The following is a 26,321-nucleotide window of genomic DNA, read 5'->3' as shown; positions in this document are numbered from 1 at the left end:
TGGTCGCCGGTAGGTTGTGCCTCGTGAACGCTCGGGAACGCATCCAGGAACTCGCCGACCGCGTCGTCGTGCTGCGTGACGCCTACTACCGGGGCTCGCCGCTGGTGGCGGACGCGGAGTACGACGCGATCGAGGACGAGCTGCGCGCGCTGATCGAGGCGCATCCGGAGTGGACGCCGGAGCCGAACCCGCTGGACCAGGTGGGTGCGCCCGCGGTGCTGCACGCGCCGGTGCGGCACTCGCGGCCGATGCTGTCGCTGGAGAAGGCGACGCGGCCGGAGCAGGTCGAGGCGTTCTTCGCGCGTTTCCCCGGCCAGCCGGTGGTGGTGATGCCGAAGCTGGACGGGCTGTCGCTGGCGCTGGTGTACGAGGAGGGCAGGCTGGCGCGGGCGGTCACGCGGGGCGACGGCACCACGGGCGACGACGTGACGGTGCTGGTGCGCGCGCTCGTGGACGGGGTGCCGTCGCGGGTGCCCGCACCGGGGCGGGTGGAGGTCCGCGGCGAGGCGGTGATGCTGCGGTCCACGTTCGCCGCGTACAACACGGCGCACCCGGACCGCCCGCTGATCAACCCGCGCGGCGCCGCGGCGGGCACGTTGCGGGCGAAGGACCCGGCGACGGTCGCCGAGCGCAGGCTGCGGTTCTTCGCGTTCGACCTGGACACCGACCCCGACGCGGCGGAGACCGACGTGGAGAACGGCCTGCGGGCGCTGGGTTTCACGGTGGCGGACATGCGGCACTGCGCGGACCCGGCGTCGGCGCAGGCGGAGATCGCGTCGATCGAGGAGCGGCGGGCGGAGCTGGACTACGACCTGGACGGCGCCGTGCTGCGGCTGGCCGACCGGGACGCGTACGCGGCGGCGGGCACGCGGTCGAACTCGCCGCGCGGGGCGCTGGCGTACAAGTTCGCGGCCGAGGAGAAGACGACGGTCCTGGCGGACGTGGTGTGGGACGTGGGCAAGACCGGCAAGATCGCCCCGGTGGCGCAGCTGGAGCCGGTGTTCGTCGGTGGCACGACGGTCACCCGCGCGACGCTCGCGAACCAGGAGGTCATCCGGGCACGCGGCATCATGATCGGCGACACGGTGCTGGTCCGCAGGGCGGGCGACGTGATCCCGTTCGTGGCGGGCGTGCTGGACGAGTCGAAGCGCACGGGCGCGGAGCGGGCGATCGTGCCGCCGTCGGCGTGCCCGTCGTGCGCGCAGCCGCTGACCGAGCAGGGCAACAGCAGGGAACTGTTCTGCACCAACGTGTCCTGCCCCGCGCAGACGGTGCGCCGCCTGGTGCACTGGGCGTCGCGAGCGGCGGCGGACATCGAGGCGGTGGGCCCGGTGTGGATCGAGCGGCTGGCGGAGGCGGGGATCCTGGAGAACCCGTCGGACTTCTACCGCCTGACGAAGGAGCAGCTGCTGGAGTTCGACCGCATCGGCGAGGTGTCGGCGGTGCGCATGATCGAGTCGATCGACGCGAGCCGCGGCGTGGGGCTGCGCCGTGCGCTGATCGGCCTCGCGATCCCGATGGCATCGGAAGGCACGGCGGCCCGCCTGTGCCGAGCGGGCTTCGGTTCGCTGGAGGAGGTGGCCGACGCGGGCGAGGACCGCCTGGTGGCGGTGGAGGACATCGGCCCGAAGGTGGCGGCGTCGTTGACGGAGCACCTGACCCGCCTGCGCCCGGAGCTGGCGCGGCTGCGCGAGTACGGCGTGTCCCTGGACGTGCGCGCGGAGGACCTGCCGCCGGAGGTGGCGTCGGACGCCCCACTGGCAGGCAAGACGGTGGTCATCACGGGCACGATCAGCGACCCCCGCTCCGGTGAGAAGGTCCCGCGCCCGACGTTCCAGCGCCTGTGCGAGAAGGCGGGCGCGACGCCGGCGTCATCGGTGTCGACGAACACGGACTTCCTGATCACAGGCGCGGACGTGGGCGCGAGCAAACTGACGAAGGCGGAGAAGCTCGGCGTGGAGGTCGTGGACCAGGGCCAGGTGTGGCAACAACTGATCGCGGCGGGCATCGCCTGACCCGGCGCGCGACCGAGGAAGGCCCCGGCTCGCGTTGGTGAAGGACCCCTCATCAACGCGGACGCCACCCCGTCGGAAGGCGCCATGAACCACCCCTTCGGGAACCGCCACACACGGGATACCCCGGAAAGGTTCGGTGGTGGCGGCGGGCAATGGGCCGGGCAGGCGGCAGCCTGCGTGATCGGAAGCGGACACCACCCGGACCCACAAGGACGGGGTGGCCGCGGCACCACCTCCGCGGCCACCCCTCTCACCGGATCGCCTGAGCGAACCGGAAGAACCCGTCCGGGTCGTACTTGGCCTTGACCACCCGGAGCCGATCGGCGTTGGACCCGTAATAGGCGGTCATCCAGTCGGCCAGCGCGGGATCGGGAAAGTTCGGATAAACGCCGCCCGTGCCCCACGGACGCAACAGCCGCCACCCCTCGGCGAGCCACGCCAACGCCTCCCCGCCACGACGAGCGGCCCCGTTGGGCCCGAGGATCACCGTGTGCTTGACGAGGTAGTCGGCGGTGCGGTGGACGAACGCGGTGTCGTGCGGCGCGGTCCGGCCGTAGGCGCCACCCCACGGCGTGAACGCGACCTGCCGGAACTCGCCGAACACGCGCCCGGCGGCGACATGCCGGACCAGATCCGCGAGGGCATCGTCAGGCAGGGGCCGGGCGAAGAACTCCGTCTTGGCGCTCATCATGCCGGGCCGGTGCTGGGTGAGGGGAATGCCCACGGGGTCGTGAGCAACGGCGGAAGCCGGAGTGGCGTGCAACAGGGCGGCGTCGGCAGGGCCGAGCCGCGCGACCTCACTCAGCCGCGGCTCGCCCACCCGGTCGAGCAGCTCGTCCAGAGCGCCGACGTCGGGCACGGCGCCGACGAGCATGACCTCGGGTTCCTCGTCGAGCTGATCACTGCAGACGAGCACCAGCTCCACGGACACGTCGTCGGGTGCGGTGGGCGTCCAGTCGAGCCAGTGGCGCAGGAGGGCGGGCGCGACCGCGATGTCCCAGGCGTGGCGGACGTGGGTACGCGGCACCGACGGCACCGTCGCGAACGTGGCGGCGGTGACCACCCCGAAGTTCCCGCCCCCGGCGCCGCGCAACGCCCAGAACAGGTCCGGCTCGTGATCGGCGTCGAGGTGCACGACCTGACCGTCGGCGAGCACCACCTCCGCGGACACCAACCGGTCGCAGGTCAGCCCGTGCCGCCTGCCGTGCGCACCGAACCCGCCGCCCAGCGCGGCCCCGACGACCCCGACCGATGGGCAGGACCCGGCAGGCACGAGCCGCTCCCCCGGCGCCAGTGCGGCGGCCAGCTGCCCGACGCGTACGCCGGCGCCGACAGTCACCCTGTCCCCGGTCACCGTGATCGCGTCGGCGGGAGTCAGGTCGAGCACGAGCCCGTCGGACGAGGAGTGGCACGCGTTGCTGTGCCCGCCACCGCGGATGGCGAACGGCCAACCTCGTTGCCGTGCCAAGGCGAGCGCCGCCACCACGTCCGCCGCTCCCCCGCACCGGGCGACGGCGCGCGGCAGTGTTTCCTCGGGCCTGCCGATGAACTGGTTGCGGGACAGGTCGTAGCGGTCGTCGCCGGGGTGCACGAGGTCAAGCATCGGCGGTCACCGAGTGCATGCGGGCCTGCAGTTCGTACAGTTCGGCGTACCGCCCGCCGAGCCGCATGAGGTCGTCGTGGGTGCCGTGTTCGGCGAGTTCTCCTTCGTGCATCAGGAAGATCCGGTCGGCGTGGCGGACGCTGGCGAGCCGGTGGGTGATCAGGACGACGGTCCGTTCGCGGGCGAGCATCCGCAGCGACTCGTAGACGGCGAACTCGGCCTTGGCGTCGAGTGGCGCGGTGGGTTCGTCCCAGATCAGCAGTGGCGCGTCGCGGTAGAGGCCGCGGGCGACGGCGAGGCGCTGCCACTGGCCGCCGGAGAGTTCGACGCCGCCGCGGAACTGCTTGGACAGCAACGTGTTCCAGCCGGCGGGGAGCCTGCCGACGACGTGGTCGGCGCCGGACTGCCCGGCGGCGTCGCGCAGGGCGAGCCCGTCGGGGTCGGGGCGGTCGTGGCGGCCGACGCGGACGTTCGCCCATGCGGTGTGCGGCCAGCGCACGGGGTCCTGCAGCACCATCATGACGCGGCGGGCGACGGCGGCCCGGTCGAGTTCGCGGATGTCGCGGCCGTCCCAGCGGACCTGCCCGGACGTCGGTGCGTAGAGGCCGGCGATGAGCTTGGCGAGTGTGGTCTTGCCGGAGCCGTTCTCCCCGACCAGCGCGATGGTCTGGCCGCGTTCGATGGTGAACGTGACGTCGCGCAGCGCGAGCGCGCGGCCGGGGCTTTCCGGGTAGGCGAAGCTGACGTGGTCGACGTGGATGCGTTCGGGGTCGGTCACGTCGTCGCCGGTGGTGGCGGGCGCGGCGGCGGCCTCGTCGAGGAACGCGAGGTAGTCGTTGACGTACATGCCCTGCTCGATGAGCTGGTTCGCGGCGAGCACGAGCCGGTTGAGCGCGGTGGTCGCGACGCGGATGGCGATGACGGCGGTGCCGGCGACGGCGAGCGGCACCCAGCCGGCGTGCACGAGCAGGCCGAGCACGACGTAGGTGACGGCGAGGCCGACGCCGGTGAGCGCGCGGCCGAGGCCGCGGACCCGTGCCTGCGCGACGCCGCGCCGGACGTCCTCGTCACGCAGCGGGTCGGCGACGAGCCGGTACTCCTGCAGCACGAACGGTTCGGCCTGGCAGGCGCGGATCTCGGCGGCGGGTTCGCGTTCGGTGGCGAGCTCGGACACCATCTGCACGCGCCGGTCGAGGGTGACGGCGCGGGCGACGCTGGCGTAGGCGAGCATGGCGGACCGCTGCACGGCCCACGCGTCGGGCAGCACGGCGAGCACCAGCACCGGCAGGAGCAGGGGGTGCAGGACGCTGAGGCTGCCCGCCGCGGCGACGATGCCGAGGACGGACCCGATCAGCTCGATGAGGTTGTTGGTAGCGCGTTCGAGGTAGAAGAGGCCGCGGTCGCGGGCGCGGTGCATGCGGTCGTGGAAGCGGGCGTCGTCGAAGGCGGCGAGGTCGGCGCCGAGGCTGGCGGCGTAGAGCCGTTCCTCGGCGAGCCGCCGGACCGACGGGGTGATCCGCGCGTGGGCGAGCGCGACACCGACGTCCATGGCGCCGCGCGCCGCGAACGCGCCCCCGACCAGCACCAGCGACGGCAGGGCGGCGACGAGCCGGTCGGGCGTCGGGCCGCTCGCGAGCAGCTGGGTGAGCACCTCGCTGGTGGCGAAGAGCCCGAACGCGGCGGAGAGCCCGGAGACGACCTGCATGACGGCGACGGCGACCGCGGAGCGCGGGGCCGCCTGCCAGATCATCGAGAGGACGGGCCAGGTGACGGCGGGCAGCCGGCGCACGACCCGGCGCGGCACGTCCCGGCCCGCGTCCTGGTCGATCTGCCAATGGGGGGTCTGCAGCGCGTCCTCACGGGGGTCGGTCTCGGTCATCGTGCCTCCGGGTCGCCGGACCGCGGCGTGCCGTCGGGGTCCGACGGGTGGTGGGCAGGACGCGTGCACGTCACCGGCGGTCCACAGCGGACGCTCGCGGAGGTCGGTTTCGCTTCCGGTGCCTCCGGTGCCGCGGGCCGCGGCGGTCGGCGGGCGGTGTCGCCGCGGGTGGGCAGCGCGCTGGGCGGGCACGCGCCGGTCTCGGTCACGGTGCCCTCACCTCGCCGGGCGGGACCGGCGGCAGGGCGCGGGCGGGGTGCGGGCGCCGCTGTTGATGTGCGGCGTCGGTGAAGGCGGGCAGTGCGCCGGGTGGGTGTGTGCCGCGGGTGGAGGGCGGTCTGTCTCGGCGGTTCGAGGGCGTTGGTCGCGGTCATCGTGCCTCCGGGTTGCCGGGCGGGACCGGCGGCAGGGCGCGGGCGGGGTGCGGGCGCCGCTGTTGGTGTGCGGCGTGGGTGGAGGCGGGCAGTGCGCCGGGTGGGTGTGTGCCGCGGGTGGAGGGCGGTCGGTCTCGGTTCGAGGGCGTTGGTCGCGGTCATCGCGCCGTCACCTCGCCGGGGAGCAGGACCGACGGCAGTGTGCAGTCGGGGTGCATGCGCAGTAGTTGGTAGGCAACGCCGCCGGAGCCGGACATGATGCTGGGCGAGTACACGTCGCGGGCGAGGCCTGTGGTGAGGCCGTTGCGCTCCAGGCTGGTCACCACCATCGCGGTGAGTTCTGCCCGGTCGGCGGGGCGGGCCGTGGCGAGGAGTTCCCACGCGCCCATGTCGCCGTGGCAGAGGGTGTGGGTCCAGCCGAACCCACCGCGTTCGGTGGCCGCTGCCGCTCGGGTCAGGAGGTCGTGCGCGTGCAGGTCGGCGGCTGCCAGGCCGACGCCGACCGCGCCGTGGCACCACGCGGCGACGAGCGCGCCCGGGTCGCGTGGGTCGCGCCAGCCGCCCTGCCGGGTGTCGTACCAGGTCTCCTCGTAGGCGAGGGCGGCGGCGACGAGCTTGTCGTGGCGGGTGTCGCCGGTCGCCGCCGCGAGGCGGGCCAGTGCCCACGCGATGCCGGTGGCGCCGTGGCCGAAGCCGCCGATGCCGTCGCGCCAGTTGAGGACCGGCCAGCACGCGTGGCCGTCGGCGGGGTGGAGCGCTTCGGCGGCCAGGCGGTCGCCCGCGCGGGCGGCGAGGTCGGTCCAGCGGTCGTCGCCGGTGTGGGTGGCGAGCGTCAGCAGCGGCACGACGACGCCCGCGGTGCCGGTCACGATGTCCGGTGCCTCGCTCGCGTCCAGTGCGGCGGGGACCTGCTCCGCCAGTTCGAGCGCCTCGCCGAGGTGACCGAGGGCCAGCCAGCACCAGATCTGGGCGCCGAGGCCGATGTAGCCGCCGACCGGGTCGGGTCTGCGCTTGGTGGTGGTGGCCTGGTCGAGCCAGTACCGCTGGGTGCGGCGGGCGGTCGCGATGGTGCCGTCGAGGAGCCCGGCCACCTCTGGGACGTCGTCGGCGCGGCCCGCGGCGGCCTCGGTGCGGTAGCCGGCGAGGAGGAGCGCCACGCCGAGGGTGCCGCCGTAGAGGTCGGGTGGGAGCGGCGTGGTCTGCCACCCGGACCGGGCGAGCACCGGCGCGAACCAGGTGACGGTGCCGTCGCCGCCGTGCACGGCGTGGGCGGCCAGTTCGCGGACGAGCCCGGCGGCCAGTGCGCGCCGGCGGCGGTCGAGGTCGCGGGTGTCCGGTTCGGTCGCGGGCATGCGGTGCAGGTCGGGTTCGGCGCCCTGGTTGAGGTAGGCGCTGACGAGCGCGGCGCGGGTGACGCGGCGTTCGAGGTCGAGGTCGCCCGCGCGCCACCGGTCCAGCGCGAGCGCCACCTGGTCGGTGCGCGGTCCGCAGACGGTGCCCGCCGGTGTGTGCAGCCAGCCCTCGGCCGGGGTGGAGGTGAACACGGGGATGTCGCCCGCCCACAGGTCGGCGACCTCGGCGGTGTACACCTCGTGGCCGGCTGGGCCGCGGGTGTTGGCGGAGTGCTGGGCGAGCAGCGCGACGGCCTTGGCCTCGGCGGCGGCCGGGTCGTGCAGGCCGACGGGGTGCCACAGCATCCTGGCGAGCTCGGCGTAGGCCTCGGAGTCCCGCACGACGACGCGGACGACGCAGTCGGCGAACCGGGACAGCAGCGGCGCGAGCCCGCCCGCCCGGTCGAGGGCGGTGATCCGGCCTGCCATCTCCTCGAAGCCGGTGAGCACCTCGCCCCAGTAGCGGTGCAGGTGGGGGCGGGGGCTGGGCAGGTTCTCGGTGGGCGGGAGCGGCTGGGGGCGGATGACGACGCGTGCGGTGTCGGTGCCCGCGCCCTCGAGTTCGGGGAGCCCGATCTCGGGTTGCTCGCCGGGGAGCATGCCCATGCCGGACCCGTCGACGCCGCGCCACGCGAGGCCCGCGCCGCGGCCGGGCAGGAGCCCGGTGCGCAGGACGGTGCCGTTGAGCAGTTCGGCGGCGATGTCGGTGGCCTCGCCCGCGCCGGTGGGCGGGAACGGGGGCCGGGGCGTGAAGACGCTCTCGCAGTCGACGACGACCGGCACGGGGCCTGCGGCGATGATGTTCTCCGCGTGCAGGTCGGTGCCCGCGACCAGGCGCATGACGGCGAGCCAGTGGCCGAGGCCGCGGTAGAAGGTGCGGAGTTCGGTGTCGTCGGCGCAGTGGCGGTGGGTGACGTGTTCCGCCCAGCCGTAGCCGTCGCGGACCAGCACGCGCGGCACCCGGATGGCGTCGGGTCCGTCGGTGAGCGCGGCGACGAGTTCGGCGAGCCGGGCGTCGACGGCGGTGGGCCGCGGTTTGTACATGACGGTGCCGCCCGCGCAGTGGACCGCGGTGACGGCGTGCCCGCCGCGGTGGCTGTCGCCTGCGCCGATGTCGGCCTTGCGCAGCTCCCCGGGTTCGGCGTCGAGCAGGGTGCGGAGGGCGTCGCGGTCGGCGGCGAACCGTGCCGCGAACACGCCCGCGGCGGCGCACCGGTTGTCGACGACGACCCGGAGGCGGTCGACGAGGCCCGGGTAGCGGCCGTGGAGGCCGTGCCAGAACTCCTCGCGGGCGGCCGCGTCGACGAACTCGGTCCAGCGGCCGCGCGGGTCTCCGGCGGTGAGCCTGCCCGTCATCCTGGCGGCGTTGAGTTCGAGCACGAGCACCCGGTTCACCTTGCGCCGCAACGAGTCCCGGAGCGCGACCTTGGTCGCGTCGAGCACGGCGGCGGCCTCGGTGGCGACGAGCCCGGCGACCCGGTCGAGCCGGCGGGCGAGCCGTGCCAGCGCGGGGTCGACAAGCCAGTCCAGCGTGCGGTCCAGGTCACCGGCCTCGTCAGTCACCGTGGGCCCCGTCAGCAGCAGAAGACTCGGGCGGACGCCGTGCAGGACGAGCAGCGGCTGCCCGGCGGGTCGCAGGCGACGATGTCGCCCTCCGCGAACTCACCGCTGGCGAACACCGGTCCGGCCGGGTTCTCCATGCCGGGCAGGTCGATGCCCTCGAGCCAGCGCGTCACGATCTCCTCCGCGTCGAGGACTGCCCCGTGTGCCATGTGTTTCTCCTTCCTGGTGGGGGTCCAGGCGACAGTAGGAACCGGGCGTACACACGTCCGCACACATCGACCTCAGCCGCCGCGCCGGACCCGGTCGTGCAGTGCGGTGACGGCTCTGCTCGGCGGCACCCCGAGCTCGGTCTCGAGGACGTGGACGAGCCGCCGGTAGCTGTCGAGGACCTCGGTGCGGCGGCCGGTGGCGGCGAGGGCGATCAGCAGCTGGTGCCAGAGCCGTTCGCGCAGCGGGTGTTCCCGCACGAGCGCCTTGAGCTCCGGGACGAGGGTGCGGTGCTGGCCGAGGTCGAGGCGGACGTCGACGAGTTCCTCGATCGCGGCGAGCCGTTCCTCGTCGAGGAGGGTGGCCTGCGGTTGCACGGCTTCCGGCACGGTGACGCCTTCGAGGACCGGGCCGCGCCACAGCGCGAGCGCCTCGGTGAGCAGGGCGGCCGCGCGGGTGTCTGCGCCGGTGTCGCGGCAGCGCCTGCCCTGGTGCAGGAGGTGCAGGAACAGGGCGGCGTCGACGTCGGCGGGGTCGGCGGCGAGGCGGTACCCGTCGTCGGTGGTCTCGATGCGCGGGCCCGCGCCGGTGCGCAGCAGTCTGCGCAGCTCGGCGATGTGGGTGCGGAGGTTGGCGGCCGCGGAGGGTGGTGGGCGGTGCGGCCAGAGCGCGCCGACGAGCCAGTCGACGGCGAGGCGCCGGTTGGCTCGCAGCGCGAAGATCCCCAGCAGTGCGCTGGTCCCGCGGCGTGACGGCCGCAGGACCAGCGGATCGCCCGCCACCACCGGGGATCCCAGCACCAGTACCGGCATCGAGCACCTCCCACCAGTGGCTCCCGATGGTGGTGGAGGCGCGGGCGGCCCGGCACCTTTTCACGAACAACGCGGATTTTCGGCGTCGAGCTGCCGGTGCGTGTTGCGCCGAGTGGTCGAAGCGCGACGGGCCGGGTGACGTGGTCACCCGGCCCGTCCGGCGGTGCGGTCAGCGGCGGCGGAGCCGGTCGAGCGCGAACGCGCCCGGTCCGAGCACGCCGATCAGCAGGAAGATCCAGGCGTAGAGCGCGGCGGGCTCGCCGCCGTTGGGGATGGGCAGCAGCGCGATGGGCTGGTGGACGGTGAAGTAGGCGTAGGCCATGGCGCCGGAGCAGAGCAGCGCCGCGGGCCGGGTGTAGAGGCCGACCAGGACGAGCGTGCCCGCGACGAGGTGGATCAGCGACGCGGGGCCGCCCGGCCAGCTGAACAGGCTGATGGTGCCGCCCATGCCGTCGGTGCCGCCGAAGGCGCCGAACAGGCCGACGAACCCGTGGAGGACGAACAGGAACGAGACGACGACGCGGGTGGCGGCGAGGACGGGGGCCTGGACCCTGGTGACGATCGGGGTCGCGGCGGTGGTCTCGAGCGTGGTGGTCATGGTTGGGGCTCCCTTCCAGCGGTGTGGTGTCCCTTCACCACGACGTCGAACGGCCCGCGGCGGGATCGACAGCCCCGGCCGAGATTTTTCCGGGAGCGGATAATGGCGGTCATGGTCGAGCAGAGCATCTGGATGCGGAAGGTCGCGGACGATCCCGGGCACTCCACGTGGTACGTCGAGCGGTTCCGGACCATGGCCCGCAACGGCGACGACCTGGCCGGGGAGGCGCGGTTCGTGGACGCGATGGTCCGGCGGGGCGCCCGCGTCCTGGACGCGGGGTGCGGCCCGGGCCGGGTGGGCGGCGCGCTGGCGGCCGCAGGCCACGACGTGGTCGGCGTGGACGTCGACCCGGCGCTGATCGCGGCCGCCGAGGAGGACCACCCCGGCCCGCGGTGGCTGGTGGGTGACCTCGCCGAGCTCGACCTGCCCGCGCGGGGTGTCGGGGAGCCGTTCGACGCGATCGTGTGCGCGGGGAACGTGATGGCGTTCCTGGCGCCGAGCACGCGGCTGGAGGTGCTGCGGCGGTTCCGCGCGCACCTGCGGGAGGACGGCCGCGCGGCGATCGGGTACGGCGCGGGCCGCGGCTACGGGTTCGACGAGTTCCTGGCCGACGCGAAGACGGCCGGGTTCGCCGCGGACCTGCTCCTGTCGACGTGGGACCTGCGCCCGTTCACCGAGGACGCGGACTTCCTGGTGGCGGTCCTGCGACCGGCGTAGCCGCGGTCGGTCCGGACGACCTCGCCCGCGTGGATCGCCAGGCGCGGTCACCGCGGGTCGGCCGCGGCGGCGAGCTGAGCCCGCCGCCGCGGCGACGGGTCAGGCCGCGACCTTGGCCTTCGCGCGGTTCTCGCGTTCCTGGGCGCCGATGAGGTCGTCGGGCAGGGAGTCCTCGATCTCGGTGTCGAAGCGGCGCAGCAGCCGGAGGGCGAAACCACCCGCGGTGACCGCGATGAGCGCGATGCCGAACACGACGTACGCGAGGCCGATGCCGCGGCCCTCCCCCGTGCCGATCAGCGCGCCGACCGTGCCGGCCAGGGCACCGTCGGGGGCCATCATCGGTTCGAACAGGGCGGTGGCGCCCGGTGCGAGCAGCGCGAACCCGATCGGCAGGGTGGACCACGTGATCGTCTGGTTCAGCGCGAACACGCGGCCGTGGTAGCGCTGCGGCACCTTGACCTGCACGAGCGTCGCGTAGATGCCCTGGGCGGTGGCCATGGAGCCGGCCATGAAGAACATGCCGCAGAACACGACGACGAGTGACGCGTGCAGGCCGATCACGAGGCACCCGACGGCGGTGCCGAGGTTGAAGATCAGCACGCCGAGCATGCGGCGCTTCTTCGGCCCGCCCCACACCGACATCACGATGCCGCCGGTGATGGCGCCCGCGGCCTCGGCGAACGCGACCTGCGCGACCTGCGTGGTGGTGGCGAACGACAGGACCAGCGGGGTGACCAGCACGAGCGCGGGCGCGAGGAACACGTTGCCCAGCGCGAAGTACGCGAGCATGGTGCGGAACCCGCGGTGGTTCCACGAGTACCGCAGCCCGTTGAGGATCGCGACCATCAGCGGTTCGCGTGGCCGCCAGCCGAGCAGGTCGGGGAACCGGACGAGTGCCAGGGCGACGATGGCGAACACGTAGCTGGCGACGTCGATGAGCAGGATGCCCTTGAGGTCGATGGCCGCGTACAGGCCGGCGGCGAGCACCGGCATGAGCAGCTGCGCGGTGCCGGTGGACAGCTGCACGATGCCCATGGCGTGCCCGAGGAACCGTTTCGGCACGAGTTGTGGCACGGCGGACTGGAACGCGATCCGCTGGAACGAACCGGCCACTTGCGACAGTGACACGAGCACGTAGATGTGCCACAGCGCCAGGGAGTCGGTGAACAGCAGCGCGGCGAGGCCGAGCTGGATGCTGCCGGACACGCAGCTCGCCAGCATCATCACGCGCCGCCGGTCGACGCGGTCGGTGATGGCGCCGGCGACCGGGAGGGTGAGGACGCCGAACAGCAGCGCGAGCGCCCACAGCAGGCCGAGGTCGGTGACCGAGCCGGTGCGGGTGTAGAGCCAGATCGGCAGCGCGAACGCCGTCAGCATGGACCCGGTCGTGGACACGAGCTGGCCGACGGTGACGGCGACGAACCGGCTCATGGTCGGCTTGACCGCCGGTTCGGGGGTGCCCGCGCCGGTGGTCTGCCAGGCCCGCAGGTCCCACGGCGCGTCCTCGCCGCGGGAGGCGCGTTCGAGCGGCTCGGTCTCGTTCCGCGCGATCGCGGGGTGGACGGTGGTGACGATCTCGGCGAGCTCGTCGGCGCGGTACTTGAGGAAGAAGTGCCCGGCCTGGTCGAGCACGACGAGGCCGAGCGTGTCGGACAGGAACCGCCACTCGGCGTACCGCTCGGTGTAGTAGTCGGTGACCGGGTCCTCGGAGCCGACGATGGACACGATCGGCGCGTTGAGCTTCTGCGCGTTGCGGTCGAGCAGGCCGGTGAAGTAGTCCTCCGACGCGCGGGAGTCGGCGCGCATGTTGGAGATGATGCGGTCGGCCTGCTCGGGGTCGAGTTCGTCGGTGTCGACGCCCATGCTCTTGAGCCAGGCGCCGTAGTGCCGGTTGCTCTTGAGCTTCTCGAGCCGGTTGCGCAGGGCCGCGAACGCGCCCTTGGGGCGGGCGAACGGGAACATCGCGCCGATGTAGACGACCTCGATCTCCCGGCCCGCGGCCTCGAGCTTGCGGGCGACCTCGGCGGTGATGGCGGAGCCGACGCCGCAGTGGCCGTACAGCGCGAGCGGGCCCTCGACGCGTTCCAGGACCTCGTCGGCGAGCCGGGTGGTGAGCTCGTCGAACGGGAGCGCGTCCTCGTCGAGGCCGACGTCGTGGCCGGGGATGGCGACGGACCAGAGCGCGTAGCCGTCGGGCAGCGCGTCGGCGAGCGGCTGGTAGACGATGGCGCTGCCGCCGCCGTAGGGCACGCAGACGTAGCTGAGCTTCTTCTTGCCCCGCCCGGGTTTCGTCAGTTCGTAGAGCAGTTTGCGCGGGCCGTCGTCGGTGACGTCACCGGCCATGAACGCCGCGAGGTCGCGGATGGTGCGGTGGGTGAACAGGTCCATGACGCCGACGGCGCGGGTGCCGCTGCTTTCCTTGCGGACGCGGGCGACGACCTGGGTGGCGAGCATGGAGTGGCCGCCGAGGTCGAAGAAGTCGTCGTCGATGCCGAGGGTCTCGACGCCGAGGATCTCCTTCCAGATCACGGCGAGCAGGCGTTCGGTGTCGTTGCGCGGCTCGACCAGTTCGGCGCCGGCGTCGCGGGTGACGACGGGCGCCGGGAGTGCCTTGCGGTCGAGTTTCCCGTTGGGGGTCAACGGGAGCGCGTCGAGTTCGACGAACGCGGCGGGCACCATGTACTCGGGCAGCGTCTCCTTGAGCGCGGCCTTCATGTCGGGTCCTGCGCCGGACACCGGGCCGACGGTGTAGGCGACGAGGCGTTTGTCGCCGGGGTTGTCCTCGCGGACGATCACGGCGGCCTCGGTGACACCGTCCTGGTCGCGCAGCGCGGCTTCGATCTCGCCGAGCTCGATGCGCAGGCCGCGGAGTTTGACCTGGTGGTCGATGCGGCCGAGGAAGTCGATCGTGCCGTCCGGACGCCACCGCGCGAGGTCGCCGGTGCGGTAGAGGCGGCTGCCGGGGTCGCCTGCGAACGGGTCGGGCACGAACCGTTCCGCGGTGAGGGCGGGGCGGCGGTGGTAGCCGCGGGCGAGGCCGACGCCGCCGATGTGCAGCTCCCCCGCGACGCCGACGGGTGCCGGGTTGCCGCGTTCGTCGAGCACGTAGAGCCGCAGGTTCGCGATGGGGGCGCCGATGGGCACGCTGGTCACCTGCGCGAGCGCGGCCGGGTCGCAGTGCCAGGAGCTGACGTCGATCGCGGCTTCGGTTGGCCCGTACAGGTTGTGCAGTTCGCAGTGCGGGAACCGGGTGGTGAACTCGACGGCCGCGGTGTGCGGGAGTTCCTCGCCGGAGCAGATGACCCGGCGCAGCGCGGTGGCGGCCTCGATGCCGTCCTCGCCGAGGAACACGGTGAGCATGGACGGCACGAAGTGGGCGGTGGTGACGCGCTCGTCGACGAGCAGGTCGCGCAGGTAGCCGGCGTCCTTGTGGCCGCCGGGTTTGGCGAGCACGAGCCGGGCGCCGGTCTGCAGGGGCCAGAAGAACTCCCACACGGACACGTCGAAGCTCGCCGGGGTTTTCTGCAGCACGGCGTCGGCGGCGGTGAGCCCGTAGCGCTTCTGCATCCAGTCGAGGCGGTTGACGATGCCGCGGTGGGTGTTGGGGACGCCCTTGGGCCTGCCGGTGGAGCCGGAGGTGTAGATGACGTAGGCGAGGTGGTCGGCGGTGGTGGGCGGCGGGTTGTGGATGGGCTGGCCCGCCCATTCCTGCTCGTGGTCGAGGACGAGGACGGTGGCGTCGGTGGTGGGCAGGTCGTCGCGCAGGTGGCTCTGGACGAGCACGACGGGCGCGGCCGCGTCGGCGACCATGAACGCGAGCCGGTCGGCGGGGTACTCGGGGTCGAGCGGCAGGTACGCGGCGCCTGCCTTGAGGACGCCGAGCAGTCCGGCGACGAGTTCGAGTGAGCGTTCCGCGCAGACGCCGACGAGGGTCTCGGGGCCGACGCCGACCCCGCGCAGGCGGTGGGCGATGCGGTTGGCCATCGCGTTGAGCTGCGCGTAGTTGAGGCTCTCGCCCTCGAAGGTGACGGCGGTGGCGTCGGGGGTGGCGGCGACCTGCTGCTCGATGATGCCGTGGAGGGTGGCGGCGTCGGGGAAGCCCGCGGCGGTGTCGTTCCACGTGCCGACGACGAGCGCGGTCTCGGCGGCGTCCATGATGTCCAGTTCGGACACCGGGCGGTGCGGCGTGGCGACGATGGACCGGACGAGCGCGCCGAACCGGTCGGCCATGCGTTCCACTGTGGACCGGTCGAACAGGTCGGTGTTGTATACGAGCTTGCCCCACAGGCCGTCGGGGACCTCGACGAGGTGCAGTTCGAAGTCGAACCGGGTGGCGCGCAGCTCCATCGGGGTCCACCGGAACTCGGTGTCCGATGCGGACGCGGCGGCCGAGAAGCGGCCCATCTCGTAGTTCTGCAGCACGAACATGGCCTGGAACACCGGCGAGCGGGACACGTCGCGGGGCAGGCCGAGTTCCTGGACGACCTTGGCGAACGGCACGTCGGCGTGTTCGAACGCGTCGAGGACGCTGCGCTGGGTGGCGGCGAGCAGTTCGGTGAAGGTGGGGTCGGCCGACAGGTCGGCGCGCAGCGGCAGCATGTTGATGAACATGCCGACGACGTCTTCCAGTTCCGGTGCGGACCGGCCCGCGACGGACGCGCCGACGGCGAAGTCGTGCTGGCGTGCGTGCCGGGACAGGAAGACCTGGTAGGCGGCCAGCAGGGTCATGAACAGGGTGCCGCCTGCCTGCCGGGACAGGTCGGCGAGCGCGTCGGTGGTGTCGCGGTCGACGGTGAGCTCGACGTAGTCGCCGTGGTAGGTCTGGGTGGCGGGGCGGGGCCGGTCGGCGGGCAGTTCGAGTGGTTCGATGCCGGCGAGCCGGTCCTTCCAGTACGCGACGTGCCCGGCGGCCTCGGGCCCGGTCAGGCGTTCGGCCTCCCAGACGGCGAAGTCGCCGTACTGGATGGGCATGGTGGGCAGGGCGCCGCCGCGGTAGAGGGTGATGACGTCGCGGAGCATGACGTCGACGGACCAGCCGTCGCCGACGATGTGGTGCTTGGACAGCAGCAGGACGTGGTCGCCTGGTCCGTCGCGGTCGGGCAGTTCGACGAGCAGCGCCCGCAGCAGCGGCCCGTTCGCGAGGTCGAACGGTTCGACGGCGGCCTCGTCGACGAGCCGTTGCGCGTCGGCCTCGCTGTCGGCGGACTCGATGCGCAGCGGCACCTCGACGTGGTCCTCGAGCACGACGGTGGGCCTGCCGTCGGCGTCGGCGGGGAACCGGGTGCGCAGCGACTCGTGCCGTGCGACGAGCCCGGCCAGGGCCGCCCGCAGCGCGGTGCGGTCCAGCGGGCCGCGGATCCGCAGGGGCACGGCGATGTGGTACGCGGCCTCGCCGGGCGCGATCTGGTCCATGAACCAGACGCGTTCCTGGGCGTAGGACAGCGGCACGGTCGTGCCGTCGGGGCGGGGCTGGATGCGCCGTGCGGTCTCGGCTTCGCGTTTGCGGAGCCGTTTGGCGAGCAGGGCTGCTCTCGCCGCGCTGCGGTCGGCGGCCTCCGGCAGGGCAGTCATCGGGTTACTCGTTCTCCTTGGCCAGCAGGGCGGCGACCTCGTCGTCGGACATCTCGGCCAGTTCGGCGTCGAGGATGCGTTCGATCTCGGCGGCGAGGTCGGCGACCACCGGGAAGCTGAACAGGGCGCGCATGGGCACGTCGACGTCGACGCGGTTGCGGATCTGTGCCATGGCACGCATGCCGCGCAGCGAGTTGCCGCCCAGTTCGAGGAAGTTGTCGTGCGCGCCGACCTTGTCGACGCCGAGGATCTCGGCGAACACCTCGGCGACGAGCACTTCGGCGTCGGTGCGGGGCGCGAGGTAGGCGGGGCCTTCCTGCGCCTCGGGTTCGGGCAGCGCGTCGCGGTCGAGCTTCCCGTTGGGGGTCAGCGGGAGCGCGTCGAGCGTGACGAACGCGGTCGGCACCATGTGCTCGGGCAGGGTGCGGGCGAGTTCACCGGCGAGCACCTCGAGGTCGGGGCTGCCGACCAGGTACCCGACGAGTGCCTCGTCGCGCAGGAGGACGACGGCCTCGCGGACGTCGGGGTTGGCGAGCATGGCGGCGGAGATCTCCTCCAGCTCGACGCGCATGCCGCGGACCTTGACCTGGTGGTCGGTGCGGCCGAGGTAGTCGAGTGTCCCGTCGCGGCGCCAGCGGACGAGGTCGCCGGTGCGGTACATCCGCTCCCCCGCCGTGTACGGGTCGGGGAGGAACCGGTCGGCGGTGAGGGCGGGCCGGTTGAGGTAGCCGCGGGCGACCTGCGGGCCCGCGACGTACAGCTCGCCGACCACGCCGGGCGGCACGGGCCGCAGCGCGCTGTCGAGGACGTAGGCACGCATGCCGGGGATGGGGGTGCCGATGGTGACGGGCCCGGCGGGCAGTTCCGCCCCCGGCGCGATGCGGGCGGCGACGCAGCCGACGGTGGCCTCGGTGGGGCCGTACTCGTTGACGACGGTGGCGCCGGGGTTGGCGGCACGCCATGGCGCGAGCTGTTCGGCGGTGAACCCCTCGCCGCCGAGCACGAGGTCCCCGGTGGGCGACAGCGCGTTGTCGAGCAGCGGCAGCTGGCCCGGGGTGGCCTTGAGGAACGCGGGGGCGCCGCCGTCGCGGGCCGCGGGTTCGTCGAGGCCCGCGACGCGGATGGTGCCGCCGGCGGTGAGGGGGCCGAGCAGGGCGGTGACGGTGAGGTCGAACGAGACCGGCGAGTGCATGAGCACGGTGCCGGACAGGCTCGGGTACGCGGCGCGTGCGTAGGCCAGGTACGCCGTGAGGTTGCGGTGTTCGACGACGACGCCCTTGGGGCGGCCGGTGGACCCGGAGGTGTAGATGACGAAGGCCGGGTGCTCGTCGCGCAGGGGTGCGCGGCGGTCGGCGTCGGTCAGGTCCGTGTCCGGGCCGGTCCCGTCGGGCAGCGGCAGGCCGAGTTCGAGTGCCGGTGCGGCGTCGTCGAGCATGAACGCGATGCGGTCGGCCGGGTAGGCGGTGTCGACGGGCAGGTAGCCGGCGCCGGACTTGAGGACCGCGAGGATCGCGACGACGAGGTCCGCGCCGCGTGGGAGTTTCAGCGCCACGAGCGACCCCGGTGCGGCGCCCTGGTCGACGAGGGTGCGGGCGAGCCGGTTGGCGGCGGCGTTCAGTTCGGCGTAGGTGAGGCTCCGGTCCGCGGCGACCAGTGCGGTGCGGTCGGGGTGGGCGGCGGCCTGCTGTTCGACCAGTGCCACCACGGACGCCCGCGGCACGTCGAGTTCCGGTCCGGTCGCCCAGGTGCCGGTGACGAGCGCCAGTTCGGTCTCGTCGAGCAGCGGCAGGTCGGTGACGCGGGTGTCCGGTGCGGTGACCGCGGCGTCGAGGAGCCGCACGTAGCGGTCCACGGTGGACTGTGCGGTGGCGCGGTCGAACAGGGCGGTGCGGTAGAGCAGCCTGCTGCGGCCGTCGGTGACGTCGAACGCGAGGTCGTCCTTGGTGGTGCCCAGGACGATCCCGTCGAACCCGGTGTCCGGGATGTAGTTGAACGCGACCTGGAACACCGGTTGCACGGCGGGGTCGCGCTGCGGGGCGATCTCCTCGACGATCTTCTGGAACGGGGTGTGCCAGTGCTCCATGACGTCGAGCAGCGCGCCGCGCACGCGTGCCAGGAGCTCGGCGAAGGTGGGGTCGCCGCTGACGTCGACGCGCAGTGCGACGGGGTTGACGAACATGCCGATCAGCGGCGCGAGTTCGGGCAGGTCGCGGCCGCTGGTGGAGAGGCCGAGCACGACGTCGTCGGAGCCGGAGAGCCGGGCCAGGAGCGCGGCGTAGGCGGACAGCAGCACCATCTGCGGGGTGGCCGAGGCCTGGCGGCCGAGGTCGGCGACGCGGGCGGGCAGCCCGGACGGCATGTCGAACCACACCTCGTCGCCCGCGAAGGTGGGCTGGGACGGGCGGGGCCGGTCGGTGGGGAGCCCGATCACGGGCGGCGCGCCGGCCAGCTGTCCGCGCCAGAACGCGAGCTGCTGGTCGAGGTCGCTGAGCTGGTCGCGTTGCCAGGCCGAGTAGTCGGCGTACTGGATGGCCAGCTCGGGCAGCCGGGGTTCGCGGCCATCGACGGCGGCCCGGCACAGCTCGACCAGTTCCTGGCGCAGCGCGAGGATGGAGTGGCTGTCGAACACGGCGTGGTGGGCGACGAACAGCAGGGCGACGCGGTCGCCGGGCAGGCGGGCGATCCTGGCCCGCCACAGCGGCGGCGCGTCGAGCGGGATCGGGGTGCGGGCGAGTTCCCCGGCGACGGCGAGGGTGCGTGCCGTCGGGTCGTCGGCGCCGGTCAGGTCGACGACGTCGAGGGTGAACGGCTCGGCGGCGTGCACGACCTGGACGAGCTTGTCGTCGTCGGTGCGCAGGTGGGTGCGCAGCGCCTCGTGGCGGGCGACGACCTGCCGCAGCGCGTCGGTGGCCTGCTCGACGGTGGTGCCGGCGGGCAGCGTCTCGGGCAGGGAGACGTTGTAGACCGGCGAGCCGGGGTCGAGCTGGTTGGCCAGCCACACCCGTTCCTGGGCGTAGGAGGCCGGGAACGTCCACTCTTGGCTCACGACGACACCTCGCGCAGGGATTTGGGCCGCATGTCGGTCCACACGGTCTCGACGTGCGCGAGGCATTCCTCGCGGCTGCCGGTGAACCCGGCGTGGTGCCAGCCTGCGGGCAGGTCGCGGTCGTGCGGCCAGATCGAGTACTGCTCCTCGTCGTTGCGCACCACGGAGAACTCGGTCATCACTGGGCCTCCCCCGGCTTGTGGGCTTCCGCCATGGCGACGGCGATCTTGCGGGCGCCGGTGAACGGTTCGCGGGCGTGGGCCGCGGTCATGTTGTCGACGACGAGCACGTCGTCGCGGTGGTAGTCGAAGCGGGTGCTCGCGGCGCGGTAGGTGGCGCGGAGGTGGTCCATGACGTCGTCCGGGATGGGTTCGCCGTCGCCGTAGTAGGTGTTGGTGGGCAGGTCGTCCTCGCCGAACATGGCGAGCAGCCCTTCCTGCAGGTCCTTCGGGAGGGTGGTCACGTGGAAGAACGTGGCGTGGTTGAACCAGCGGGGCACGTCGCTGCCGGGCCGGTAGTGGACGGCCTTGCGGACGGCGGTGGTGCGCAGCCCGTTCTTGCCGCGCCATTCGATCTCGATGCCGTTGTTCGCGCAGTACTCGGCGACCTCGTCGCGGCTCTCGGTGTTGAACACGTGCTGCCAGGTGGTGCCGAAGTCGGGGTGGAAGTTGCGGACGAGCCGCCAGCCGCGGTTCTCGAACTCGTCGCGGACGCCCGGGTCGAGTTCGCGGTAGACCTTGCGGATGTCGGCGAGCGGGGTGGCGCCGAGCGTCTCGGGCGGGGTGACGCAGTAGAAGAACAGCGTCAGCGGCCACGCGGCCTGGTAGGAGTTCTCGTTGTGGAGGAAGATCTCCTCCTCCGGCGGGTAGTCGGTGGAGGTGTAGACCTTGCCCTTGATCGAGTGGCGGGGTGAGGACCGCTCGGTGTAGGTGAGCGGTTCGCCCGCGAGCGCGCGGACGACCTCGTTGAAGCCGTCGACGCCGCCGATGTCGAAGCCGCGCAGCAGCAGTCCGCCGTGTTCGACCAGTGCTGCCCGCAGTTCCTCGCGGCGCTGGGCGATCAGCTCCAGCACGCCGGTCTCGCCGTCACTCGCCACGACGTGCGCCAGGGTGGTGGCGGTCGGGGTACTCATGGTGTTCGTCTCCTTTGGACGGTGTCAGGCCCGGGGCAGCCGGGGGATGGTGGTGGCGGCGGGGGCCGCGGGTTCCGGCGCGGCGGCTTGCTCGGCCTTGATCTCCTCGATGCGTGCGGCGAGCCCGGCGACGGTCGGCAGTTCGAACAGGCTGCGCATGGGCAGCCGGACGCCGACGGCCTTGCGCAGCGCGGCGATCAGCTGGACGGCGACGAGGGAGTTGCCGCCGAGGCCGAAGAAGTCGTCGTCGATGCCGACGACGTCGACGCCGAGCGCTTCCCGCCACACCTGGGCGACGGCCTTCTCCAGTTCGGTGCGTGGCGGGGTGGACATGTCGCCGCCCGCCGCCGGGGCGTCGGTGGCCTGGTCGAGGTCGGTGGCGATGGTGTCGGTGGTGACCTCGCGGGCGCGGGCCATGATGTCCTCGACCGCGTGGGTGGTGATGACGACCTGGTGCCCGAGGTTCGCGCCGAGGCTGCGGTGGAACGCCTCGGCGCCGTCGGCGGGGGTGATGTCGTCGGTCGCCACCACGGGGGCGTCGGCGGTCGTGCCGTCGGTCAGGCCGCCGGTGACGGCGTCCTGGTCGACCTTGCGGAGCACGAACTCGCTGATGGCGACGAGTTCGCGGCCGTGCACGTCGACGAGCCGGAGGTCGGCGGTCACCACGTCGTCGGTGTCGGCGTCGCGGTAGGTGAGGTGGCTGTAGAACTCGTTCGGCAGCGGTGCCCGCACGACGATCCGGCCGTAGGACAGCGGCAGGTAGGTGCCTTCGCCGCGGCCGCGGCCGAACGCGGTCGCGACGTCGAGGAGCGCGGGCTGCAGTCCCCAGCCCGGTTCGTCGGCAGGCGCGACGATGTGGGCGAGTTCCTCGCCGTCGCCGAGGTGGTGTTCGCGCAGTGCGTGCCAGCGCGGCCCGAACGTGAGCATGCTGGTGCGGCCGCGGCCGAACGAGTTGTCGTCGTCGATGCGGCGGCAGCGGGCGATGGTGCCGTTGACGTCGAGGTCGGGGCCGGGCGCGTCGGCGGTCCAGCCGGCGGAGCCGCGGACGTGGCCGCGGGTGACGCCCGCGGCGACGCTCTGGATCTCCAGGTCGAGGCCGTCGTCGGCCGGGGTGGTGACGACCTGGTACTGGGCGAGCGTGCCGTCCGGGACGGCGAACGGTTCGAGGAACGCGACGTCGCGCAGTTCGAGCGCGGCACCGGCGGGGCCGGGCAGGATCGCGGCGGTGGCGGCCCGCGCGCACTCGAGGTGCCCGGTGCCGGGGACGACGGGGACGCCGCCGATGCGGTGCTCGTCGAGGATCCAGTGGGTGCCCGCGGACACGAGGCCGCGCGCGACGGTGTGCTCGGCGCCCTCGACGACGGTGGTGAGGACGGGGTGGTCGAGCGAGCGGCTGGCGCCGTCGTGGGTGAGGGCGCGGAACGCGGCGGGTGCCGCGGTCTCGACGGCCATGCCGACCTCGGCCCAGCCGCCCCAGTTCTGGCTCAGCACGGGGGCGCGGAACCCGGTGCCGGTGCGGGCGTAGGCGTCGAGGAAGTTGTTGGCGGCGCAGTAGTCGACCTGCCCGAAGCCGCCCGCGACGGCGGTGATGGACGAGCAGAGCACGACGAAGTCGAGGTCGTCGTCGCCGAACACGTCGGCGAGCGCGAGCGTGCCCGCGAGCTTGGGGGCGAGGACCTTCTCGGCTTCGGCGCGTTCCTTGACCTCGGCCATGCCGCCGCCGGGGAGCCCGGCGGCGTGGACGATGCCGTCGAGCCCGCCGAACGCCTCGTGGGCGGCGGCGCGGACGCGGCGGACGTCGGCGGGGTCGGTGACGTCCGCGGCGAGCACGAGCACCTGGGCGCCCGCGGCTTCCATGCGGCGGATGGCGGCGATGCCGCGGCCGACGCGGTCGGTGGGTGCGCTGCCGTGCACGGCGAGGTAGGTGTCCCATTCCTCGCGTGGTGGCAGCCCGGAGCGGGCGGTGAGGACGAGCTTGGCCTTGGCGCGCACGGCGAAGTCCTCGGCGAGGGTGATGCCGACGCCGCCGAGGCCACCGGTGATGAGGTAGCGGCCGCCGTCGCGGACGGGGCTGTCGGCGGCCGGGAGCGACACCTGTTCGTAGCCGCCGACCCAGGCGCGGCCCGCGCGGAGCACGACCTCGGTGCGGTCGGCGTCGACCGGCCGGGCCAGTTCGGCGACGATCGCCCGGACGTCGGTGGTGGCCGCGTCGGCGTCGACGCGGCGGACGGTGAGGCCGGGGATCTCGGTCGGCAGGACGCGGGCGAGTCCGGCGAGGGTGGCGTGCTCGGGGCGGGTGAGGTCGGTGCCGGTGACGTCGGCGGTGCCCGAGGACACGAGGTCCAGGTGCACGCCGTCGGTGGCGCCCGCGCCGGCGAGTGCCTGCACGAGGGACAGGACGTGGAAGAACCCGCGGTCCTGCGCGGCCCACGCGGCGTCGATGTCGGTGCCTGCCGGGTCGCCGTCGAGGGCGAGGGCGTGCACGATCCGCGACGGGGTGCCGAGGGTGGCGGGGTCGGTGTCCGGGCCGCGGAGTTCGACGTCGGCGCCCGCGGCGGTGAGCGCCTCGGCGAGCGCGGTGCCGCGCGGCCCGTCGGCGACCACGACGGTCGGTCCGAAGGGGACGTTCTGGGGGCCGGTGGCGACCTGCCGCCACGTGGGCACCGCGAACCAGTCGGTCAGCGGCTGGGGTCCGCGGCGGGCCGGTTTCGCGGCCGTGGCGGTGACGGGGTCGGGTGCGATCCAGTGCCGCTTGCGTTCGAACGGGTACACCGGCAGCGGCACCCGCTGGGCGTCCACGTCGGACTCGACGCGCACGGGCACACCGGTGACCCACAGCGCGGCGGCGGTGGCGGTGAGCATGGCGCGGTCACCGCCGGGTTCGCCCTGGCCGGGGAGGGTGGCGAGCGGCGTGAGCGCGCGCTGCTCGGGCCCGGCCTTGGCGACCTGCATGCGGGCCAGGCCGGTGAGCTGGCGGCCGGGGCCGCACTCGAGGAGCGCCCAGCGGCCCTCGGCCAGCAGGGTGGCGATGTTCGCGCCGAACCGGACGGGGTTGCGCAGGTGCGCGGCCCAGTAGGCGGGGTCGGTGGCCTGCGCGTCGGTGATCCAGTCGCCGGACACGTTGGACAGGAACCGGGTCTTGGGCGCCGAGAGCGGCACGGTCCGCATGAGGTCGGTGAACTCGGCGAGGACCGGTTCCATCATGGCGGAGTGGAACGCGTGGGAGGTGCGCAGTTCCTTGGCCTTGACGCCGTCGGCCTTGAGCTGTTCGGCGTAGGCGGCGACCTGGTCGGCAGGGCCTGCGACGACGCAGGTGCCGGGGCCGTTGACGGTCGCGATCTCGAGGCCGTCGGGCAGGGTCACGGCGGTTTCGTCGAGCTGGACGGCGAGCATGGCGCCGGTCGGCACGGACTGCATGAGCCTGCCGCGGGCGGCGACGACGCGCAGCGCGTCGGGCAGCGTGAACACGCCTGCGACGGTGGCGGCGACGTACTCGCCGATCGAGTGGCCGACCATGGCGGCGGGCCGCACGCCCATGCTGTGCCAGAGCAGCGCGAGGGCGTACTCGACGACGAACAGCGCGGGCTGGGTGTACCGGGTCTCGCGGAGCTTGGCGTCGGCGTCGGGGTCGCGGCCGAGGATGAGGTCGCGGATGTCGGTGCCGAGTTCGGGGGTGAGGAGTTCGGCGCACTCGTCGACGGCGGCGGCGAACACCGGCCGCGTCTCGTACAGCTCGGCGCCCATCCCGGCGTACTGGGCGCCCTGCCCGGAGAACAGGAACGCCACGCGCGGGGTGTCGGCGACACCGGTGACGCGGCGCCGCTTGGTGCGCAGCGCGGTGATGGCGTCGGGCAGGTCGGTGGCGACGACGGCGGCGCGGTGGCTGTACTCGGGGCGGCCGACGCGCAGGGTGTGCGCGACGTCGGCGAGGTATTCGGGGCCGGCCGCGGTGGTGGCCTCGAGGTGGTCGGCGAGCTGGGTGATCGCGTTGCCGAGCGCGTTCTCGGTGCGTGCGGACAGCGCGAGCAGCTGCGGTCCGGCGGCTTCCCGGCGGGCGCGGGTGTTCGCGGGTGCTTCGCGCAGGATGACGTGGGCGTTGGTGCCGCCGATGCCGAAGGAGCTGACGCCCGCGGTGCGGGGCAGCCCGTCGGGGTCCCACTTGGTGAGGGTGGAGGTGACGTAGAAGGGGGTGGCGGGGAAGTCGATGGCCGGGTTGGGCTGCTCGTAGTTGATCGACGGCGGGATCATGCCGTGTTCGATGGCGAGCACGGCCTTGATGACGGAGATGATGCCCGCGGACTGGGACAGGTGGCCGATGTTGGCCTTGACCGACCCGATGCCGCACCACTCGCGTTCGTCGGTGCCCTCGCCGTAGACCATGGACAGGGCGGTGACCTCGATGGGGTCGCCCATGGCGGTGCCGGTCCCGTGGGCTTCGACGTAGGTGATCTCGCGGGGGTCGATGCCGGCCATGGCGACGGCGGAGGCGACGGCTTCTGCCTGGCCGTCGACGCTGGGGGCGGTGAAGCCGACCTTGTTGCCGCCGTCGTTGTTGATGGCGTTGCCGAGGACGACGGCGCGGATGGTGTCGCCGTCGGCGATGGCGTCGGAGAGCCGCTTGACGAGGACGGTGCCGACACCGCTCCCCCACACGGTGCCGTTGGCGCCCGCGTCGAAGGGCCGGACGTGGGCGTCGGGTGAGGTGAAGCCCTCCATGCCGAGGTAGCCGACGCCGTGGGGGTGCTCGATGTTGACGCCGCCCGCGATGGCCATGTCGCACTCGCCGTTGCGCAGTGCCTCGCAGGCGAGGTGCAGCGCGACCAGCGAGGTGGAGCAGGCGGTGGCGACGGTCATGCTGGGGCCGCGCAGGTCGAGCTTGTAGGAGGGGCTGGTGGCCACGTAGTTCGGCTGGTTGCCGGTGGCGAGCGACACGGCGTTGTGCGGGGAGCCGCTGGCGGCCGCGTTCTGCTTGATGTTCTCCCAGAAGTAGGCGTTGCCGCCGCTGCCCGCGTAGACGCCGATGGCGCCCGGGTAACGGGCGGGGTCGTAGCCGGCGTCCTGGAGGACGGTGTAGCAGCTTTCGAGGAACAGCCGGTGCTGCGGGTTGGTGAGCGCGGCTTCGCGGTCGGACATGCCGAACAGGCCGGCGTCGAGCTGGTCGAAGCCGTCGACGACGGGTGCGGCGCTGACCCAGCCGGGGTCGTCGACCTCGGCTTCGAGCGCGCCGCGGGCGAGTTGTTCCTCGCGGGTGAACGCGGTGACCGACTCGACGCCGTCGACGAGGTTGCGCCAGAACTGGTGCACGTCGCTCGCGCCGGGCACCCGGGCGGCGATGCCGACGATCGCGATCGGCTCGGCACCGTCGTGGTCGTCCGGTGTGCCGATCTCGTACGGCTGGTCCATCTCTGCTAGA

The 26,321-nt window shown here is 73.3% G+C and carries 14 protein-coding genes; 2 read left to right on the top strand and 12 right to left on the bottom strand.

Annotated elements, in window-relative coordinates:
• The first annotated feature begins 23 nt into the window (after positions 1 to 23).
• The gene (ligA, locus tag ACYQ77_RS11005) at positions 24 to 2,015 is read left to right on the top strand and encodes an NAD-dependent DNA ligase LigA (RefSeq protein ID WP_459710029.1); all 1,992 of its coding nucleotides are present in this window, start codon (positions 24 to 26) and stop codon (positions 2,013 to 2,015) included.
• 250 nt (positions 2,016 to 2,265) lie between these two features.
• On the opposite strand, the gene ACYQ77_RS11000 is transcribed toward ligA, so the two are convergent.
• The 7 genes from ACYQ77_RS11000 to ACYQ77_RS10970 all read right to left on the bottom strand — a co-directional run bounded on the left by ACYQ77_RS11000 (position 2,266) and on the right by ACYQ77_RS10970 (position 10,442).
• The gene (locus tag ACYQ77_RS11000; protein WP_459710028.1) at positions 2,266 to 3,618 is read right to left on the bottom strand and encodes an FAD-binding oxidoreductase; all 1,353 of its coding nucleotides are present in this window, start codon (positions 3,616 to 3,618) and stop codon (positions 2,266 to 2,268) included.
• Positions 3,611 to 5,497, bottom strand: a complete 1,887-nt coding sequence (locus ACYQ77_RS10995; RefSeq protein ID WP_459710026.1) for an ABC transporter ATP-binding protein — start codon at positions 5,495 to 5,497, stop codon at positions 3,611 to 3,613. The genes ACYQ77_RS11000 and ACYQ77_RS10995 overlap by 8 nt, the downstream gene beginning before the upstream one ends.
• The gene (locus tag ACYQ77_RS10990; RefSeq protein WP_459710024.1) at positions 5,494 to 5,706 is read right to left on the bottom strand and encodes a hypothetical protein; all 213 of its coding nucleotides are present in this window, start codon (positions 5,704 to 5,706) and stop codon (positions 5,494 to 5,496) included. Before ACYQ77_RS10990 ends, ACYQ77_RS10995 begins: the two co-directional genes overlap by 4 nt.
• A 323-nt stretch (positions 5,707 to 6,029) precedes the next feature.
• Positions 6,030 to 8,825: a type 2 lanthipeptide synthetase LanM family protein gene (locus ACYQ77_RS10985; protein ID WP_459710023.1), complete on the bottom strand. Its 2,796-nt coding sequence runs from the start codon at positions 8,823 to 8,825 to the stop codon at positions 6,030 to 6,032.
• An 11-nt stretch (positions 8,826 to 8,836) separates the two neighbouring features.
• A complete protein-coding gene (locus tag ACYQ77_RS10980) occupies positions 8,837 to 9,034 on the bottom strand; it encodes a DUF6229 family protein (protein WP_459710021.1) in 198 nt (65 codons plus the stop codon).
• A gap of 72 nt (positions 9,035 to 9,106) precedes the next feature.
• Positions 9,107 to 9,844, bottom strand: a complete 738-nt coding sequence (locus tag ACYQ77_RS10975) for an AfsR/SARP family transcriptional regulator (RefSeq protein ID WP_459710019.1) — start codon at positions 9,842 to 9,844, stop codon at positions 9,107 to 9,109.
• Between the two features lie 169 nt (positions 9,845 to 10,013).
• Positions 10,014 to 10,442 carry a DoxX family protein gene (locus tag ACYQ77_RS10970; RefSeq protein WP_459710018.1) on the bottom strand — a complete coding sequence of 143 codons (429 nt, stop codon included), beginning with the start codon at positions 10,440 to 10,442 and terminating at the stop codon, positions 10,014 to 10,016.
• A 111-nt stretch (positions 10,443 to 10,553) separates the two neighbouring features.
• Here ACYQ77_RS10970 and ACYQ77_RS10965 point away from each other — a divergent pair, with 111 nt between their 5' ends.
• Positions 10,554 to 11,159: a class I SAM-dependent methyltransferase gene (locus ACYQ77_RS10965; protein WP_459710016.1), complete on the top strand. Its 606-nt coding sequence runs from the start codon at positions 10,554 to 10,556 to the stop codon at positions 11,157 to 11,159.
• A gap of 99 nt (positions 11,160 to 11,258) precedes the next feature.
• Here ACYQ77_RS10965 and ACYQ77_RS10960 read toward each other — a convergent pair whose 3' ends face one another.
• Genes ACYQ77_RS10960 through ACYQ77_RS10940 form a run of 5 tightly spaced genes read right to left on the bottom strand, consistent with a single transcriptional unit; the run spans position 11,259 to position 26,311 of the window.
• Positions 11,259 to 16,730: an amino acid adenylation domain-containing protein gene (locus ACYQ77_RS10960; RefSeq protein ID WP_459710015.1), complete on the bottom strand. Its 5,472-nt coding sequence runs from the start codon at positions 16,728 to 16,730 to the stop codon at positions 11,259 to 11,261.
• A 4-nt stretch (positions 16,731 to 16,734) separates the two neighbouring features.
• Entirely contained in the window at positions 16,735 to 19,776 is a 3,042-nt protein-coding gene (locus ACYQ77_RS10955) for a non-ribosomal peptide synthetase (protein WP_459710013.1), read from the bottom strand.
• Complete coding sequence (locus ACYQ77_RS10950) at positions 19,773 to 19,955, bottom strand: MbtH family protein (protein WP_459710012.1); 183 nt, start codon at positions 19,953 to 19,955, stop codon at positions 19,773 to 19,775. The genes ACYQ77_RS10955 and ACYQ77_RS10950 overlap by 4 nt, the downstream gene beginning before the upstream one ends.
• Positions 19,955 to 20,908 carry a TauD/TfdA family dioxygenase gene (locus ACYQ77_RS10945; protein ID WP_459710010.1) on the bottom strand — a complete coding sequence of 318 codons (954 nt, stop codon included), beginning with the start codon at positions 20,906 to 20,908 and terminating at the stop codon, positions 19,955 to 19,957. Before ACYQ77_RS10945 ends, ACYQ77_RS10950 begins: the two co-directional genes overlap by 1 nt.
• Before the next feature lie 24 nt (positions 20,909 to 20,932).
• The gene (locus ACYQ77_RS10940) at positions 20,933 to 26,311 is read right to left on the bottom strand and encodes a type I polyketide synthase (protein WP_459710008.1); all 5,379 of its coding nucleotides are present in this window, start codon (positions 26,309 to 26,311) and stop codon (positions 20,933 to 20,935) included.
• Positions 26,312 to 26,321 lie beyond the last annotated feature (10 nt).

It is taken from the genome of Actinophytocola sp. KF-1, from assembly GCF_054661535.1.
Note: the sequence above shows the minus strand (reverse complement) of the source record. Positions and strands in the feature narration are given on the sequence as shown.